The 13,662-nt window shown below is 61.3% G+C and carries 16 protein-coding genes; 9 read left to right on the top strand and 7 right to left on the bottom strand.

The genetic code is table 11. The features are described from left to right. The first annotated feature begins 533 nt into the window (after positions 1–533). Genes CXZ05_RS20515 through CXZ05_RS20525 form a run of 3 tightly spaced genes read left to right on the top strand, consistent with a single transcriptional unit; the run spans position 534 to position 2,211 of the window. Positions 534–866: a hypothetical protein gene (locus CXZ05_RS20515; RefSeq protein WP_102974309.1), complete on the top strand. Its 333-nt coding sequence runs from the start codon at positions 534–536 to the stop codon at positions 864–866. Next, positions 847–1,173: a hypothetical protein gene (locus tag CXZ05_RS23555; protein ID WP_102974310.1), complete on the top strand. Its 327-nt coding sequence runs from the start codon at positions 847–849 to the stop codon at positions 1,171–1,173. Before CXZ05_RS20515 ends, CXZ05_RS23555 begins: the two co-directional genes overlap by 20 nt. A 33-nt stretch (positions 1,174–1,206) precedes the next feature. Further along, positions 1,207–2,211: an ATP-dependent DNA ligase gene (locus CXZ05_RS20525; RefSeq protein WP_102974311.1), complete on the top strand. Its 1,005-nt coding sequence runs from the start codon at positions 1,207–1,209 to the stop codon at positions 2,209–2,211. Between the two features lie 23 nt (positions 2,212–2,234). Here the strand turns inward: CXZ05_RS20525 and CXZ05_RS20530 are convergent, their stop codons facing one another. The 6 genes from CXZ05_RS20530 to CXZ05_RS20560 all read right to left on the bottom strand — a co-directional run bounded on the left by CXZ05_RS20530 (position 2,235) and on the right by CXZ05_RS20560 (position 7,201). Continuing rightward, positions 2,235–2,951 carry an SOS response-associated peptidase gene (locus CXZ05_RS20530; RefSeq protein WP_102974312.1) on the bottom strand — a complete coding sequence of 239 codons (717 nt, stop codon included), beginning with the start codon at positions 2,949–2,951 and terminating at the stop codon, positions 2,235–2,237. Between the two features lie 289 nt (positions 2,952–3,240). Then, positions 3,241–3,594, bottom strand: a complete 354-nt coding sequence (locus CXZ05_RS23780; protein WP_102974314.1) for a hypothetical protein — start codon at positions 3,592–3,594, stop codon at positions 3,241–3,243. Continuing rightward, the gene (locus tag CXZ05_RS20545) at positions 3,591–4,517 is read right to left on the bottom strand and encodes a ParA family protein (protein WP_102974315.1); all 927 of its coding nucleotides are present in this window, start codon (positions 4,515–4,517) and stop codon (positions 3,591–3,593) included. Before CXZ05_RS20545 ends, CXZ05_RS23780 begins: the two co-directional genes overlap by 4 nt. A gap of 159 nt (positions 4,518–4,676) precedes the next feature. Next, positions 4,677–6,308 (bottom strand): hypothetical protein, encoded by a 1,632-nt coding sequence (locus CXZ05_RS20550; RefSeq protein WP_258006666.1) that lies wholly within the window; start codon positions 6,306–6,308, stop codon positions 4,677–4,679. A gap of 357 nt (positions 6,309–6,665) precedes the next feature. Then, positions 6,666–6,893, bottom strand: coding sequence for a hypothetical protein (locus CXZ05_RS20555; RefSeq protein WP_102974317.1), 228 nt, complete (start codon positions 6,891–6,893; stop codon positions 6,666–6,668). An 86-nt stretch (positions 6,894–6,979) separates the two neighbouring features. Next, positions 6,980–7,201, bottom strand: a complete 222-nt coding sequence (locus tag CXZ05_RS20560; RefSeq protein WP_258006667.1) for a hypothetical protein — start codon at positions 7,199–7,201, stop codon at positions 6,980–6,982. Positions 7,202–7,427: 226 nt separating this feature from the next. Here CXZ05_RS20560 and CXZ05_RS20565 point away from each other — a divergent pair, with 226 nt between their 5' ends. The 3 genes from CXZ05_RS20565 to CXZ05_RS20575 all read left to right on the top strand — a co-directional run bounded on the left by CXZ05_RS20565 (position 7,428) and on the right by CXZ05_RS20575 (position 9,245). Continuing rightward, positions 7,428–7,880 carry a hypothetical protein gene (locus CXZ05_RS20565; RefSeq protein WP_102974319.1) on the top strand — a complete coding sequence of 151 codons (453 nt, stop codon included), beginning with the start codon at positions 7,428–7,430 and terminating at the stop codon, positions 7,878–7,880. Further along, positions 7,881–8,327, top strand: a complete 447-nt coding sequence (locus tag CXZ05_RS20570) for a hypothetical protein (protein WP_102974320.1) — start codon at positions 7,881–7,883, stop codon at positions 8,325–8,327. Between the two features lie 105 nt (positions 8,328–8,432). After that, positions 8,433–9,245, top strand: a complete 813-nt coding sequence (locus tag CXZ05_RS20575; RefSeq protein WP_258006671.1) for a hypothetical protein — start codon at positions 8,433–8,435, stop codon at positions 9,243–9,245. On the opposite strand, the gene CXZ05_RS20580 is transcribed toward CXZ05_RS20575, so the two are convergent. Continuing rightward, complete coding sequence (locus CXZ05_RS20580) at positions 9,242–10,393, bottom strand: S9 family peptidase (protein ID WP_258006668.1); 1,152 nt, start codon at positions 10,391–10,393, stop codon at positions 9,242–9,244. The genes CXZ05_RS20575 and CXZ05_RS20580 overlap by 4 nt on opposite strands. 160 nt (positions 10,394–10,553) lie before the next feature. Between CXZ05_RS20580 and CXZ05_RS20585 the strand changes: the two genes are divergently transcribed. The 3 genes from CXZ05_RS20585 to CXZ05_RS20595 are packed head-to-tail and all read left to right on the top strand — an operon-like array spanning position 10,554 to position 13,644. Continuing rightward, positions 10,554–11,633, top strand: a complete 1,080-nt coding sequence (locus CXZ05_RS20585; RefSeq protein ID WP_102974322.1) for a CHAP domain-containing protein — start codon at positions 10,554–10,556, stop codon at positions 11,631–11,633. Continuing rightward, positions 11,630–12,142 carry a hypothetical protein gene (locus tag CXZ05_RS20590; protein WP_102974323.1) on the top strand — a complete coding sequence of 171 codons (513 nt, stop codon included), beginning with the start codon at positions 11,630–11,632 and terminating at the stop codon, positions 12,140–12,142. The genes CXZ05_RS20585 and CXZ05_RS20590 overlap by 4 nt, the downstream gene beginning before the upstream one ends. A gap of 44 nt (positions 12,143–12,186) precedes the next feature. Beyond that, the gene (locus CXZ05_RS20595) at positions 12,187–13,644 is read left to right on the top strand and encodes a chromosome partitioning protein ParA (RefSeq protein ID WP_102974324.1); all 1,458 of its coding nucleotides are present in this window, start codon (positions 12,187–12,189) and stop codon (positions 13,642–13,644) included. Positions 13,645–13,662: the final 18 nt, after the last annotated feature.

The following is a 13,662-nucleotide window of genomic DNA, read 5'->3' on the forward strand; positions in this document are numbered from 1 at the left end:
GGTGACCGGCCAGCTTCCCCTCTCCCCCGTTGTTTTTTTGGCTGCTGGCGGAGCTTTGCGGAGCTGTGCCCGACGGAGGCCCGTCTACCCGAAGGGCAAAGGGCGGGAAATTCCTGGAGGAAATAAGCGACACAGGAGCGCCGGAAGGAAATTCCCGGCCTGCAGGCCCCGACGAAGGAGGGGCTAGACGGGGCGGAGCGGGCACGTACGATCCGAAGGACAGCAGCCAAAAAACGTCGTAGACACACCAGGGCCAGGGACGGCGGAGCCCTGCGGAGCCGGCACTGGACCCAACAGCCGGCCGCGCCAGCGGACGCCCACCAGGGCGAAGCGCAGCGAAACCCCTGGTCTTCGGGTCCGGGTTATGCCCACTGGCGGGCAGGTGGAGTCCTCCGCACAGCTCAAGGCTGTCCCCATTGGGTATAACCCGGGGCCGTTTGTCGTACCCCTACAGGAAGATGTGCAATGGCGGCCAAGCCCTTGGCTGCTTTCTTTTGGCGCGTCTATTCGAATATGTGTTCTAAGGTTGTGGTATGTCCTCCGAGAGTTTTGCGGCCGCGCTGCAGGCGCAGTACGCACGGCGGGCCGGCCCGATCGGGTTGACCGTGGAAGAGCTTGATTTCGAGCACTTTCCAGTCAAGAACGGGTATCCGGGGATCCCGGTGAAGGCGTGGATCCGGTTCCCGAACTGCGCTGAGCTGGTGGACGGAGAGGTCTTCGCCTGGACAGCGAAGGCAGCTGAGGTCACGTGGAAGGACGGGCCGGTGACGTACCGGACTTGGGTGTGGAGTTCGGCGGTTACCCGTCGGGAGGAAATGATGAACAGGAATTTGGGAGAGCGGACCCGTGGCAAGAAGAGCAAGTGACGAGCCCTTGAATGTGCCGGTACAGGTCCGGTTCACGGCCAAGGGTATTCCCCTGGCCGTCAGGTATGACGGCCGGATTTGGGCTGTGGCCGCGGAGCCGGTGCGGTGGTTTACGCGCGCCGATTGGTGGAACACTGCCACGCGGGCGCCGGTCGGGTGCGGTGACCTAATCAGTGTGGAGCATTGGCAGGTTCAAGTGCGCCTGACCTCGACCTCTGCGCTGCGCACGTTCGAGCTGCGCCGGGAGCCGCTGTCTGAGCAATGGCTGTTGGCCGGCATTACGGACGCGGGGGCGGCCGCCGCCTGAGCCGGTCAGGGCTGGCGGCTGTAGCGTGGCGCTATGACAGAGGATGTGCCCCCGGCCCTGCATCCGCCCGTGGCGCTGGCCTTAGCGAAGGCCGTTGATTCGGTCCCGGCTGAAGCCGCACTCCCTGGCGGCAGCCGGTATGAACCAAAGTGGGACGGCTACAGGGCATGTGCCCTGGTAGGCGCCGGCGGTGTGTCCTTGTACTCACGGCAAGGCAAAGAGTTATCGAGGTACTTCCCCGATCTCCTAAAGGCCTTGGCAGGCCAAGTTCCGCCCGGGTGCGTGCTGGACGGCGAGGCCGTCGTTTGGGCCGGTGACAGGCTCGATTTTGACGCCCTCCAGCGACGCCTGGTGGCTTCAAAGGCCAGCCTGCCGACCCTTGTCCGAGAACAGCCGGCATCCTTCGTTGCCTTCGATCTGCTGGCCGTTGCCGGGCACGACATCAGGGACAGACCGCTGGAGCAGCGCCGGGAACTGCTGGAACAACTGGCGGCTGACTGGATGCCGCCGCTGAACCTCTCCCCCATCACCGAGGACCGCGCCCAGGCGCTCAGATGGTTCGAGGAACTGCATCAGGCGGGCTTGGAAGGGGTCATGGTCAAAGGTGCGGGCCAAAGCTACCAAGGAGGCATTCGGCAATGGATTAAGGTGAAGCGCCGTGAATCCCTTGATGTGGTGTGCGCTGCCGTTATCGGCGCCATGGACCGGCCCCAGCATGTCGTGGTCGGCTTGCCCGTGGAAGGCGGGCTAAGGATTGTTGGACGCTCCACGGCGTTGGCGGCCAAGGCGGCCCTGGAACTTTCGGCATACCTGCGTCCGCCGCAACGCCCGCACCCTTGGCCGGAAGTAATCACAGAAACCACGCTCAACAGATTCAGTAAGGATAAAGGCCCCGTGTCGCTGACATTAGTTGAGCCCCTCGTGGTGGAAATATCCGCTGATGTCGCTTGGACGGGCAACGCCTTCCGGCACTCAGTCAGATACCAACGGCCACGGCCAGAACTGGTGCCCGACGAGGTGCAGCTGCCGGACCGGTAGCGCGGCAGCTGTCGCCTATCCTGTCAAGGCTGGTACGTAGTGTCCGGCTCGATTAGTTCGGGCCCGTTGTTGCGCACACTGTTGACCCTGGTGCTGACTACGCGCGGTACCAGGGTCGGCTCCGGCAGCGAATCCAGCAGGTGTTGGATGTCAGCCTTGTCGGTGAGGTCCGGGTCCAGCCATTCGGCGAAGCGGTTCCTCGGGATGATGACCGGGCTGCGGTCGTGCACGTGTCCCAACGCATCCTGCGTGGTTGTGGTGAGCACTGTGCAGCTGAGCAGCCAGCGGCCGGGGTCATCCTCAGGCAGGGACGGGTCCGCCCACCATTCGTACAGGCCGGCAAAGGCCAGCAGCGGCTCCTTCTCGGAGTACAGGTAGTTGGGGATCTTCTTGCCGTCCTCGGTCTTCTGCCACTCGTAATAGCCCTCGGCGGGGACGATGGCTCTGCGCTTGACGGCGGCTTTTCGGAACGAGGGCTTCTCCAGGATCGATTCGCTGCGCGCGTTAATCATCTTGGAGCCGATCTTGATGTCCTTTGCCCAGGACGGGACCAGGCCCCAGTGCGCGACCAGCAGGTGCCGCTCGATGCTGCCCTCATCCAGACGCTCGGCCACGATGGGCACCGCCTGGGTGGGCGCCACGTTCCAGCTGGGTGGGGGCGGAGTACCCTCCACCTCCTTGGCGTCAAAGTGGCTCAGAAGATCCCCGGTCGCTTTAGACATCACATATCTGCCGCACATGGGGCCATTTTGCCCGATTGTGAGGGCTCAGTAATTGTCGGTGCGGATGACGAGGAGTTTCTGGTCTTCTGCGACGAGCGCTTTCAGTTTGGTCCGCGCGTCCTCGTAGTCGACCCCTTCAACGCTCACGCGGTCGTGGGTGCCGTCCGAATAACCAAGAGTGGCCGTGATTATCACTTGCTGATCTATTTCGTCGCATGCAGAGCACCCCATCATGCTGGCAGACTGAACCATTTACTGCCATTACTGTCATTGAAAGCAATGACAGCAATGGCAGTAAAAACATCTATCAAGTCAGCTTCCGCCCAGGAGCGAGGTTCCTTGTACCGCCTGGGAAGGGCTCGCCGGCGTTGTACAGGCGTTCTCGACGGAGGACTTCGCCCATGACCGCCCGGGTGATGAACTCGGACCAAGAGGCATCCATTTCCTGACTGCTCGTCGCTTGGTAGGCAGCTTTGGCGCGTTGGCGGTCCACGGTCCTCATGTAGAACGTGATTTGTTTTGTCTGGTTGGTTGCGGCTGGCGCCGCTTTATCCGCCGGAGTCTCAGCGGCTGGTTCTCGGTTGGCCCTGAGCAGATTCTGGACACCCGACGAGGGTCGGCGTGCCGGAGGGCCGCTGATTGGTTCACGGTTCTGGCTCATGAGGCGTTCCTTTGTTCGGCAGCTTCGAGGCGGACAACGAGTTCTTGGGCAACTCGGTGAAGGTCTTCTGCGACGTTGCCGGCCGACCTTGGCTGGCTCGGGCCGGCTTTCGCGGTTCCGCGCAGGACTTCGAACCATCTCGGTCCAGAGTTCACCTGCTCTTCCAGTTCGTGAACCAGGAGTCCGCGTTCGCGCACTGCCTGGGCGGGTGACTCGGCGTGACGGACCATGTTGCTGAAAAGCACTTCGTCCGTGCCGAAAGCGTCAACGATGGCTTGCCTGACGATTCGCTGGACGGACTTGGCGGACGACGACGTGGCAGCGATGATGACACCCAGCAAATCAATGCCAGGGTTAACGTCGATAACGGAGTCCAAGCGTTTGGCAACCCCCAGGAGACCCTCTCGACCTCCGGCGTCAGTCTTGGTGGGGACAATGATCCTTGAGGCGGCGCCCAACGCGGCCAGCTGTAATGGTTCGTTGCCAGGGGGGCAGTCAATGAAAATGATGTCGTATTCATCTGCAATAGGAGACAGGGCGGCAGCTAGGGCCAGCTTTGCCTTGCGCGCATCCTTGCCGGCAAGGGAGACAAGTCCAGCCGCAGCTTGATCCAAATGCGCTCCCCCGGGGATCACGTCGAGGTTTTTCCTGACGTCCTTAAGAGGTTTTAGCGGGGCGCCAAACATGAGGCTCTGTGCCATGCCCATACCCTCGTCATCACGTCCTTCGACGTGACGATAGCCAAGGTCGAGGCCCAGGTTGCCTTGGGGGTCGAAGTCGACGAGCAGCACCCGCCATCCCGAGACGGCAAGGAGCCCGCCTAGATTCGCAGTCAGCGTAGTCTTCAGGACCCCGCCCTTGCCGTTCACGAAAGCGCAGACCCTGTCCAGGCCAACTCGCTCAATCGTCTGATTTTTCGCCATAGTCCAACCCTACTGTCTTTACTGTCATTACTGTTTTTACGGGGAACCGTGTCTTTACAGTCATTACTGTTTTTACTGTCGTTACTTGCTTTGAGTGCTTTACTGTTTTTGACAGTAAAGCAGGTATTGAGGGTATTACTGTCAATGACGTAAAGACGTCTAGGCAGCGCTCCAAATGGCGTCGTCACCAGGTGGTAGCCAGTACTCGTCGCGTTCCTGGTCGTATATTGAACCTTCGTCAAGCGCAGTAGTCAGGAACCGGTCGAGGTACGCGTGCCAGCGGGCGCGTTCAAACCGGTTTCGGCTAATGTGGCTCTGGTAGTCCTCCAGGACGCCCAACCGTGCGGCCAAATTGGTGAGGTTGACTGCCACAGTCTTCCACTGGCCACGAGCACGGCGAATCATGCCGAGGGCTTCCATATCAGCCAACGCCGTTGCTACGGCGTTGCGGCTGATGCTCGTGGCCCGGACAATCTCCGCCGTGGTGGGGGAGTACCGGTCCCGTTCAATAGCCTCGTATACAAGAGCTGCAACATCCCCAAGGTGACGAAAGACGGGTCGCACAGCATGAATGCGACCTTTCCGCCACGTCAGCTCCCTCGCCAGTTGTTGATAGTGCTGGGGCAACTGGATGAGGTAGACGTCCGCCGTCCTGTGACGAGCATCTGCGACCTTAGTGAGGATCCCGTCTGAGGCTTGGGCCAGCACGGGCAGCAGCCGGGCAATAGTGACATGGTGTTTTCCCAGGGCAACGGCAAGCGTACGGCAGCCAACATCCAGGAAATCCGTTTCTTTCGCTCGCATATAACCCAGCAGACCGCGGATCAGCAGTCGGAGGCCGAGGCCCTCGCGGCCTCTGGCAGCGAGGCGGTGGTCCAGTACGGAGTACAGAACGTTTTCCAAGTCGTTCACGAGTTGGTGGATTGAAGCAGAACTGCGGCTGTGTGCCCCCCCTGTGGGTTCAGTGAGGCTTGTGTTGTTAATAAGGGCATAGTTTTTCCCGGATTGACGGTGGCTACGTTTTTCCGTAGTGCCGGCGTTCGTGAAGGCTTGGGCTTTAGCCCATTCGCGGGGGAGGAGTCGCGACTGTTTGGCCTGCGTGCCATAGAGCGCAACCAAGCCGGGGAACTGGCCCGTGAGTTCGTTTTGTACGTCTTCCAGCGACCAGCCGCAGGCAACGAAGTGGTTCAGTACGCCCATGCGCGCTTCTGATGGACTGGCGTACTTGGCCGTGTCGTAGAGGCCGGTGCGCGCAATCCGGCGCAGTGGGCTTTCACTGCACCCGTTGATTGGCAGTTGCGTGACACTAATCCGGGCTGTTGTTGCTGCCTTGGCCTGGCGTTCCTGAATGGCCTTGTTGCGGGCCAACTCAGGGGCCAGCGCTGCTCGCAGTGCTGCTATAGCGCTTGGGGAGTTGCGGATGCGGAGTGAGGCGTAGGCCTGTGCCAGGGGAGTGACGAGGGTCTGGTAGCCACCGGTCTTGTGCCGGGAACCGGGGACTCGGATGCAGCCGTCGGTGATGTTCTGGTGAGGGCTGGGGTCCAGGCTTGCGGCAAGAAGACCGAGGGCTTCGATGAGCTCGCGGGCTTTGGCGGCTGTGAGTCGTTCCTGCAGTGGAATGTAAAGGTGCCTGCCACCGCTCGGGGAGAAGTCCTCCACGAAGCCGACGTTGGCTTCGTTCAGAAGCTTCCTAAGTCGTGCGGCATCTGAATCCACAACACTCTTCAGCGCCTTGGAGGTATCCAGGTCGATGCAGAGCGTGGCTACGGAGCCCTCCGCGCCATGGATCATGACTGCTGCAGGGCGCTCAGGCAGCGCCCTCGTAATCGCATGCGGGGTTGCTGGCCGGGGATACTGGAACCTGGTCCCGATCCACCGACCTACACGGTACGAGTTCTCGCCGGCAATCAGGGGAGCCAGGACCCAGGCATCCTGCGGTGTGACTTGACGTGCAGCGGCGACACTCTCAAGGGCATGCGTTGACGCGGAATTGACTTCCGGTACCATAGACAGCAGTTCCCCCTTTCGGGAATGACAAGATCCACCCACTGGGTGGGTGTTGGATAAAAGTTCAGATCGACATCCCGCCAAGAACGAGATCTGAACTAAATACTTAACGAAGGCCCGCCACGTGCGGGCCTTCGCTTATTAACTGGCCTTCGGTATAGGCAAAGTCTCCTGATTGCGCAGTTCTTCAAGGTCGATGGAATCTATGTGGGCGGCAACCAGCGGAGTCAGGTAATCGACGGCATTCGTGCCGAGAATTTCCATGATTGCCCTCAGCTTTTCTGCCCGTGCAAGATCGGGCTTCACCACGAACGTGTGCCGGGGTCCCTTGGAAGGGCGGCCCCCCTGGGCGAGCTTCTGAATTGCCATAGTGCTATCTAAGCGGTTTTGATAAACGAAACCCGGCACGCAGCGGCGGCGTGTCGCTCTTTTTGGCGGTTGTGGCATCTGGCGTCCTAACGCTCCTCGATAGGGAATGCCTTTTGCTGCATCCCATCAAGCTTGTTGGGCCGGCCTTCCGCGCGGTCTATCAAAGCACCTACATACTCGCCGAAGGACATGTTGTACCGCTGCGTCGCCTTCCATGCGGCCTGGTGCTGATCTGGGAGCACAAGGCAGTTCAGCGGCGCCTTCTTACCGAGCAGCTTGGGTGGACGGTATTCCTCCAAGTCACTCACCCTCACTTCGGTTCCAGAGAACCTGTAGACCTATAGGTTCTGCCGCGATGGCGCTTGGTACTCCTTTGAAAGAGGCCAAGCAATCGCCAGACTACATACATGCTTCGCACATGCACAACTCACTGCCTGCACCCTTCGGTAGCCATCCGGTAACATTCTTGTCAGCTGCCCGCCTGCTTTGTGTGGCGGTACACGCAAGAGGCTGAGCTGCTAAGGAGCTACATAGATGGCAAATGGGGGCCGCAGCGTGTTTCTCACGCAGCAACAGAAGAAAGAGCGGCTGGCAGACCGCATGGGGATCCTGGTGGATATCTGGGAGTCCGATCACAACACTGCGCTCACGTACCCTCATGTGGAAGAAGCACTTTCAGCGCACGGAATCCACCTATCGCGGACGCGGTGGTCCTACTTGATCAACGGCACCGGCAGCCTGGTGACCGATCAGGAACTGCTAAAGGGCATAGCAGAGTACGTTTTTGCCGTACCCGCCAGTTACCTCTGTGATCTCAACAGTGAGACTCCCCCTGAGGTGGAAGCGCGCATGGAGTTCCTTGTGCAGATGCGCAAGCTCAAGGTGAAGAACTTTGCGGCGAGAAACCTTGGGGCCACCTCGCCCGAAATGCTACGGACGATTACCCGGATCATCGATGCGTCGATGAACGGCGAAGAGGAAGACTGAATGGGCCTCCCGCCGGTCGCAGAAAAGGTCCGGGAGTTATGCGGAGACGGCACGACGTCAATGGCGGAAGTCCTCGAACGTCTGGCCGTCATCTGCGAAAAGCCGATCAAGCTGATCGAGCAGGAGGGGTCTTGGGGAACTCTGACAGCCTTCAAATTGGACTTTGAAGATCACTTCAAGATCTATGTCCCGCCGCAAAACTCCACGCAGTACAAGCTTCACTGCATCTATCACGAGCTCGGACACATATATCTGGAGAGCTTCCAAGGCCACCTGGTTCTGCCCGATTTCTCTGAAGAGATGCTGAAGGAGGCTGCCCGCGCGAAAAGCATGAGCTGCTGTTCTGTTCCGAATCATCCCGTAGAACGTTGGGTGGAGGATTTTGCATTCGAGATGTCAAAGAAGACCCGCGCGCGCAGCTCCTCCGAGACTGATCCCTTCCTCTGATAGACCATGAAACAGTTACTCTTTGCGCTGCTGAGTGCCCTATGCCTCCTTCGGATCCCCTCAGTAGTCAAGGTGGCGGAAGCCCGAGCATCGTGGGTGGCATCGATGTTCGGCCTGGCGGCGCTTTATGTCCTGGGAACGGTTACGCCGCTGGCGTCCATCGACAGCTACCTCGGTGGCGTCAACGTGACGAATCTTCTTCAAGCCATCTTCGCGCTGTTGGCGATCTTCTTCTTCAACGACAGTGTTCGGCGGTTAGCAAACGTACCAGTCAAGTGGACTTACTATGCTCCGTTGCTGAGCATTCCCATCATGATTGTCAGCTTTGCCCTCATTGAGAACAAAGGTCCAACCTCTGCGGACTTCATTGATTACCGCATGGACCAACTCGCAACTGCCACGTACAGCGGCACGTACATGTTCGCGTTACTCTTCACCGTGCTTAGGATCATCTACATGCTTCGGCACAAGGCCAGAGGCCTGTACGCAACATTCTCAGCGGGCTTGGTCGTGGTTGCGGCGGCCGTCTCGTGCCACATTGCATATGTGCTGCTATTCCACTTCACGCCCTGGGATGCCTTTGCAGAGGCGATCGGAGCCTGGTTTGACCGTCTTTTCTATGCCGGCCTCTCGGTGACGGCTGCCGGGTGGCTGATTCTTTTCCTGTCCAAGCAGCTGCCGAGGTTGCGGCTCTGGATGATCGATGCGCTTTGGCTTATTGCGCTGAGGATCCGGGTAAATGCAGATCAGTCCCGGTTTAGTCCGGCCTGGGACCTGTTCAATGAAACGCTGGAAAATGGGGTCTACAAAAGCCTCATTGTTCTGCACAACTACCAGCGGGGGAACATGTGCCCTTTCCCGGAGTCTGTTCAGGGCAGGATCAGCCAGATCGAGGCCAAGCTGGACGCGCGGGTCTAGCCTTCGGTCAGGATCGTTTTGTTGATCCAACTCGTGAGTTCGTTGGTGAAGGTGTGAGGCGACACATTCCACTCCTGGGTGTGGTGCGCCTCAGGTAAGGAAATCAGGGTGACGGTGTCGGGGTTCGCGCATTGGAACGCCGCCGAGATTTCCCAGGGAACCTCCTGATCCGCGCTCGAGTGCAGGACCAGGGTTGGGATTGACACCCGGTTAGGTATGTCGACCCATTCAAGGGCATCGAAGTTGATCGGTTCGTCCAGCCCGAGCATCTTCGCGAATGGGGGAGCCTGCAGCAAGGACATAACAAGGCAGGCACCTAGCGCAGGCACGCCGGCGGCCTCCGCTCCTGCCGTGATGGTTTTACGCCAGCTCGTGACCGGTCCTACCAGAACGATCCCGGCGATCCGGTCACGGTAGGCGCTGCGCTCCGCTGTGAGCAGGGCAATGGTCCCACCCATTGACCAGCCCGAGAGGATGATTCGCCGTGCGCCCTGAGCCACGGCGTAGGCCACAGCGCTTTCCACGTCACGCCATTCGGTTTGACCAAGGTGGCTCGATTCGGCCTGTGGTGGGCTGACCTCCAGGTCGCTGCGGAATGAGGGCACCAAGGACGTGAATCCCAAGGGGCTGAAGGCGTGGACGTCACGGAACATGATCGAGCGGTCGGTCCAGCTGCCATGGATATGGATCACCCATGTATCTGCGTTCTTACCTTCAAATAGCCATCCCGGCGCCGCACCGTAAGCGGTAGGGATGAGCACTTCTTCAAACCGTTCGGCCACCGCGGAGGGTTCGAAGAACACGTCGGGGGTCCAGTCGACCACGGGTCCTAAAGTCCCTGGCCCGGAACCAGGGGGATGAATTAGCCGTTCCACGAACTTTTGATCCTCGTCGATCAGCGTGACCTCGCCGACTCTGGTGTAGCGCTCTGCCACCGGATCGAACACGGCGAAGTCGCCGTGGGCTTTGGTGTAGTCATCCAAGTCGATGCGGACTCTGCTGCCATCATCTGTCAGCTCGGCGCGACGGTAGTCCTTTGGACTACGTTTAACGATCTTGCGGGCCATGATGACCGCGAATCCAAATAGCGAGCCCGCGGGTACGAGAAACGCCAGGCAGGCGAGGCCACGCCGTGTCGTCAGCATCATGTCCCACCTTCCAGCGGCCGATTCGATCGAAGCCCACTCATCGTAGACGTTCCTTTAGCTCTGGATACGTATGAAGCATGCCCACTACATGCATTGCACATGTCCACTACAGGCCTGTATCCTTGGTGTGGGCCAGTTGGGGGCCCAAAGGGGGATTTGCATGCAGCGGAAGTCACTTGGTCTCGTGGCGCTGATCGCGGTCCCCGCCATCTTGATGGGACTGGTCCTTTCCATCCTCTTACTCTTTGCGCCGGCAAAGCCCGCGGCTGCCGACTGCGGCCCGACCGTCTCAGTGACAATCGCCGGCGACACGAAGGTCGATGGCTATTCCCAGGAGCAGTTGAAGAACGCAGCGTCGATCCTGGGCGCAGGCAAGGCGCTGAACCTACCTTTGAAGGGCCAGATGATTAGCGTCATGGTCGCCCTGGGCGAATCGGGGCTGCGTGTTCTGGACCGCGGCGACGGCGCCGGGCCGGACTCCCGGGGGTTGTTCCAACAGCGTGACAACGGCGCGTGGGGCTCCTACACGGACCGCATGGACCCGACCATTAGCGCCACGAACTTCATCAAGGCCCTCCAGAAGGTGGATGGGTGGGAGCTGCTGGAGCCGACCCTCGCCGGCAATAAAGTCCAGCGCAACGCCGACCCGTATCACTATCAGAAGTACTGGCCCGAGGCCGTCGAACTCGTGCAAGCACTCTCGGACGGCAAGTTCTCGCTGGAAGGCAGCGACTGCGCCATCCCGGGGAAGTCCGATGCCGGGGACGACTACCCGTGGAAAAACTCTCCGACCTGGATGCAGGTAGATGCCGGAGCGGCTGCCGCTTCACCGCTGGGCATGTTCTATCGCGAATGCGTGGATTTTGCCCTGTGGCGGGTGAACCAGCAGATGGGGTCCACCGGGGAGCCGTTCAAATTCCTCAACAGCAACTTCCGTCCTGATGGCCAGCGCCTTGGTTCGGCCCTGACGTGGAAGGCCGGGTGGGACGCCAAGGGCTGGCCAACCGGTTCCGTCCCTCGTGTCGGGGCCGTCGTCTGGTACGCGCCCGGTGCCGGGGGAGCGGACCCGACCTATGGACACGTCGCCGTGGTCAAGGAGGTCAAGGACAACGGGACCTACGTCGAAGAGGGCTACAACGGCAACCCGCCGCCGGATGACCACAACTACTACACCCGCACGGTCAGCAACACGGTCCCGTCCGCATTCCTGTACCTGCCCACCCAAGAGGAGAAGAAGTGAAAAAGTCACTGCCACTGACCGCGGTGGTCCTGCTGTGCGCGGCCTGCGCACCGGCCGCGAACACAGCACCGGCCCCGGCGACCAGCATGGCCGCCACGGCTTCTGCGCCGGTCTCGCTGAGCGCCGACAGCGGCCCGCAAGCTCCCGGCGGCACCGTGCCGGCCACCCTCGGGATCACCTGGGACCAGGCCAGCAAGGACGCCGCCGTAGACACCGCGCAGAAGGCCATGACGGACTTCGCCCGCCCGGGCGTGGAGGAAAAGCAGTGGGCCAATGACCTTGCCCGCTGGCTCACGCCACAGGCCACCGCCGACTACTCCGCTGTAGACCCCGCCAACGTCCCCGCCACCCGGGTCACCGGCCCCGCGACGCTGACGGTTGATGAAGCCAACGGATACGGCGTTATGGCTGCGGTGCCGACCGATGCCGGGACGTACACCCTGCAGCTGCTCCGCACCGGCCCAGAAGCCCCCTGGAAGGTCAACCGGCTCACACCGCCAACGTCCTGAAAGCCCGCACCTCACCCACTCATCAACGTAAGGAATCAGGTTTCATGAGCACCACACCAACCGAGGTCCTGGCCTTCCCGAACATCAAGGCCATCATCAGCGACAACGGGACCGCCGAGGTCACCGTGGCCGGCAACTCCCGCGTCGTCCCTGCAGGGGAGACGCTGCAGGATCTGCGCGACAACGCCCTGGCCCTTGTCGTGGCCGAAGCCAAGACGCTGCAGCGCCCCGTCCGGGTCCGCATCGAGGATCCCGAAGGCCACGGCGAACTGATCGTCCACCCGGACGGCAAAGTCGAATCCGTCTCCTACGAGCCCCGGTCCACCCGCCGCCGCACTGCCGCTCCCGCCAGTGCGCCCGCTGCGGCCGCCGCCGAAGTCACCGACACCACTCCCGAGCCAACGCCGGTCGCGAAGCCTGAACCTGCCCAGCCGACGGTGGAACGCCAGTCTTGGCCGCCCATTGCCGCGGAGACGGCCTTGGTCGAAGACTTTGCTCCGGCTGCCGGGGCACCGGAGCAGCCTGTTGAAGCCGAAGCACCCGTGACCCGACGCAGTTTGAAGGAGACCTCCTTCCTGGTCAGCGCCCCTGTGCTGGAGCCAGCCACCCAGGGCTGGCGCGGGACCCTGACCCGCTTGGGCTTCCGGATGGATCCGTCAGCGGAGGAGCTGTCCGAGCGCGAAGACATCCGCACCGTAAGCCAGCACTGGCCCGGTCCGCGGACCATCGCCGTCGTCAACCGCAAGGGCGGGGCGAACAAGACGCCCACGGTTGTGATGCTCTCGGCGATCCTTGCCCGCTACAGTGGCGCGGCAACAGTGGCATGGGACAACAACGAATCCCAGGGCACCCTGGGATGGCGGACCGAGAAAGGCGCCCACGACCGCAGCGTCCTGGACCTGATCGATTCCTCCACGGAGCTGCTGTCCCCGTCCACGAACGCGGCCGAAATCGCCAAATTCGTCCACCACCAGACCGCCGACAAGTTCGACGTTTTGCGCTCAGACGAAAACGAAGAAGGCGACCACGAAGTCACTGCCGAGGAAGTGGACATCGCCCACCAGGTCCTCACCCGGTACTACCGACTGGTCATCATGGACTCCGGCAACACCGCCCGCGCGGCCAACTGGCGTCGGATGATCGACCACACCAACCAGCTCGTCGTCCCGGTCACCGCCATCGAGGACCGTGCAGAAGCAGCCCGGCTGACACTGCAGACCCTCGAATCCCGTGGTGGCCACGACGCCGAGCTGGCACGCAACGCCGTCGTGATCGTCTCCGAGTCAACCGACGCCAAGCGCAGCATGGGCGGGGACGCCCTCAAGCGCGCCAAAGCCGAGGCTCAGCGGATCGCTGACGGCTTCGAGCCGTTCGTGCGCACCGTCGTCCGCATCCCGTACGACCCCGCTCTGGTGAACGGACCTATCCGCTACGAGGCGCTCCAGCCTGCGACCCAGCGGGCCTGGCTCGCGGCGGCGGCCGCCGTGGCCAAAGGCTTCTAGAACGATCCCCACGGAACT

Source organism: Arthrobacter sp. AFG20, assembly GCF_002892795.1.
Lineage (GTDB): Bacteria > Actinomycetota > Actinomycetes > Actinomycetales > Micrococcaceae > Arthrobacter.

Coding starts and splice junctions, on each gene's coding strand:
- CXZ05_RS20580 (WP_258006668.1), bottom strand. CDS start 10,393: ATGATGCTGACGACACGGCGTGGCCTCGCCTGCCTGGCGTTTCTCGTA.
- CXZ05_RS20555 (WP_102974317.1), bottom strand. CDS start 6,893: ATGGCAATTCAGAAGCTCGCCCAGGGGGGCCGCCCTTCCAAGGGACCC.
- CXZ05_RS23780 (WP_102974314.1), bottom strand. CDS start 3,594: ATGAGCCAGAACCGTGAACCAATCAGCGGCCCTCCGGCACGCCGACCC.
- CXZ05_RS20525 (WP_102974311.1), top strand. CDS start 1,207: ATGACAGAGGATGTGCCCCCGGCCCTGCATCCGCCCGTGGCGCTGGCC.
- CXZ05_RS20595 (WP_102974324.1), top strand. CDS start 12,187: ATGAGCACCACACCAACCGAGGTCCTGGCCTTCCCGAACATCAAGGCC.
- CXZ05_RS20545 (WP_102974315.1), bottom strand. CDS start 4,517: ATGGCGAAAAATCAGACGATTGAGCGAGTTGGCCTGGACAGGGTCTGC.
- CXZ05_RS20530 (WP_102974312.1), bottom strand. CDS start 2,951: ATGTGCGGCAGATATGTGATGTCTAAAGCGACCGGGGATCTTCTGAGC.
- CXZ05_RS20575 (WP_258006671.1), top strand. CDS start 8,433: ATGTTCGGCCTGGCGGCGCTTTATGTCCTGGGAACGGTTACGCCGCTG.
- CXZ05_RS20585 (WP_102974322.1), top strand. CDS start 10,554: ATGCAGCGGAAGTCACTTGGTCTCGTGGCGCTGATCGCGGTCCCCGCC.
- CXZ05_RS20515 (WP_102974309.1), top strand. CDS start 534: ATGTCCTCCGAGAGTTTTGCGGCCGCGCTGCAGGCGCAGTACGCACGG.
- CXZ05_RS20570 (WP_102974320.1), top strand. CDS start 7,881: ATGGGCCTCCCGCCGGTCGCAGAAAAGGTCCGGGAGTTATGCGGAGAC.
- CXZ05_RS20550 (WP_258006666.1), bottom strand. CDS start 6,308: ATGATCCATGGCGCGGAGGGCTCCGTAGCCACGCTCTGCATCGACCTG.
- CXZ05_RS20565 (WP_102974319.1), top strand. CDS start 7,428: ATGGCAAATGGGGGCCGCAGCGTGTTTCTCACGCAGCAACAGAAGAAA.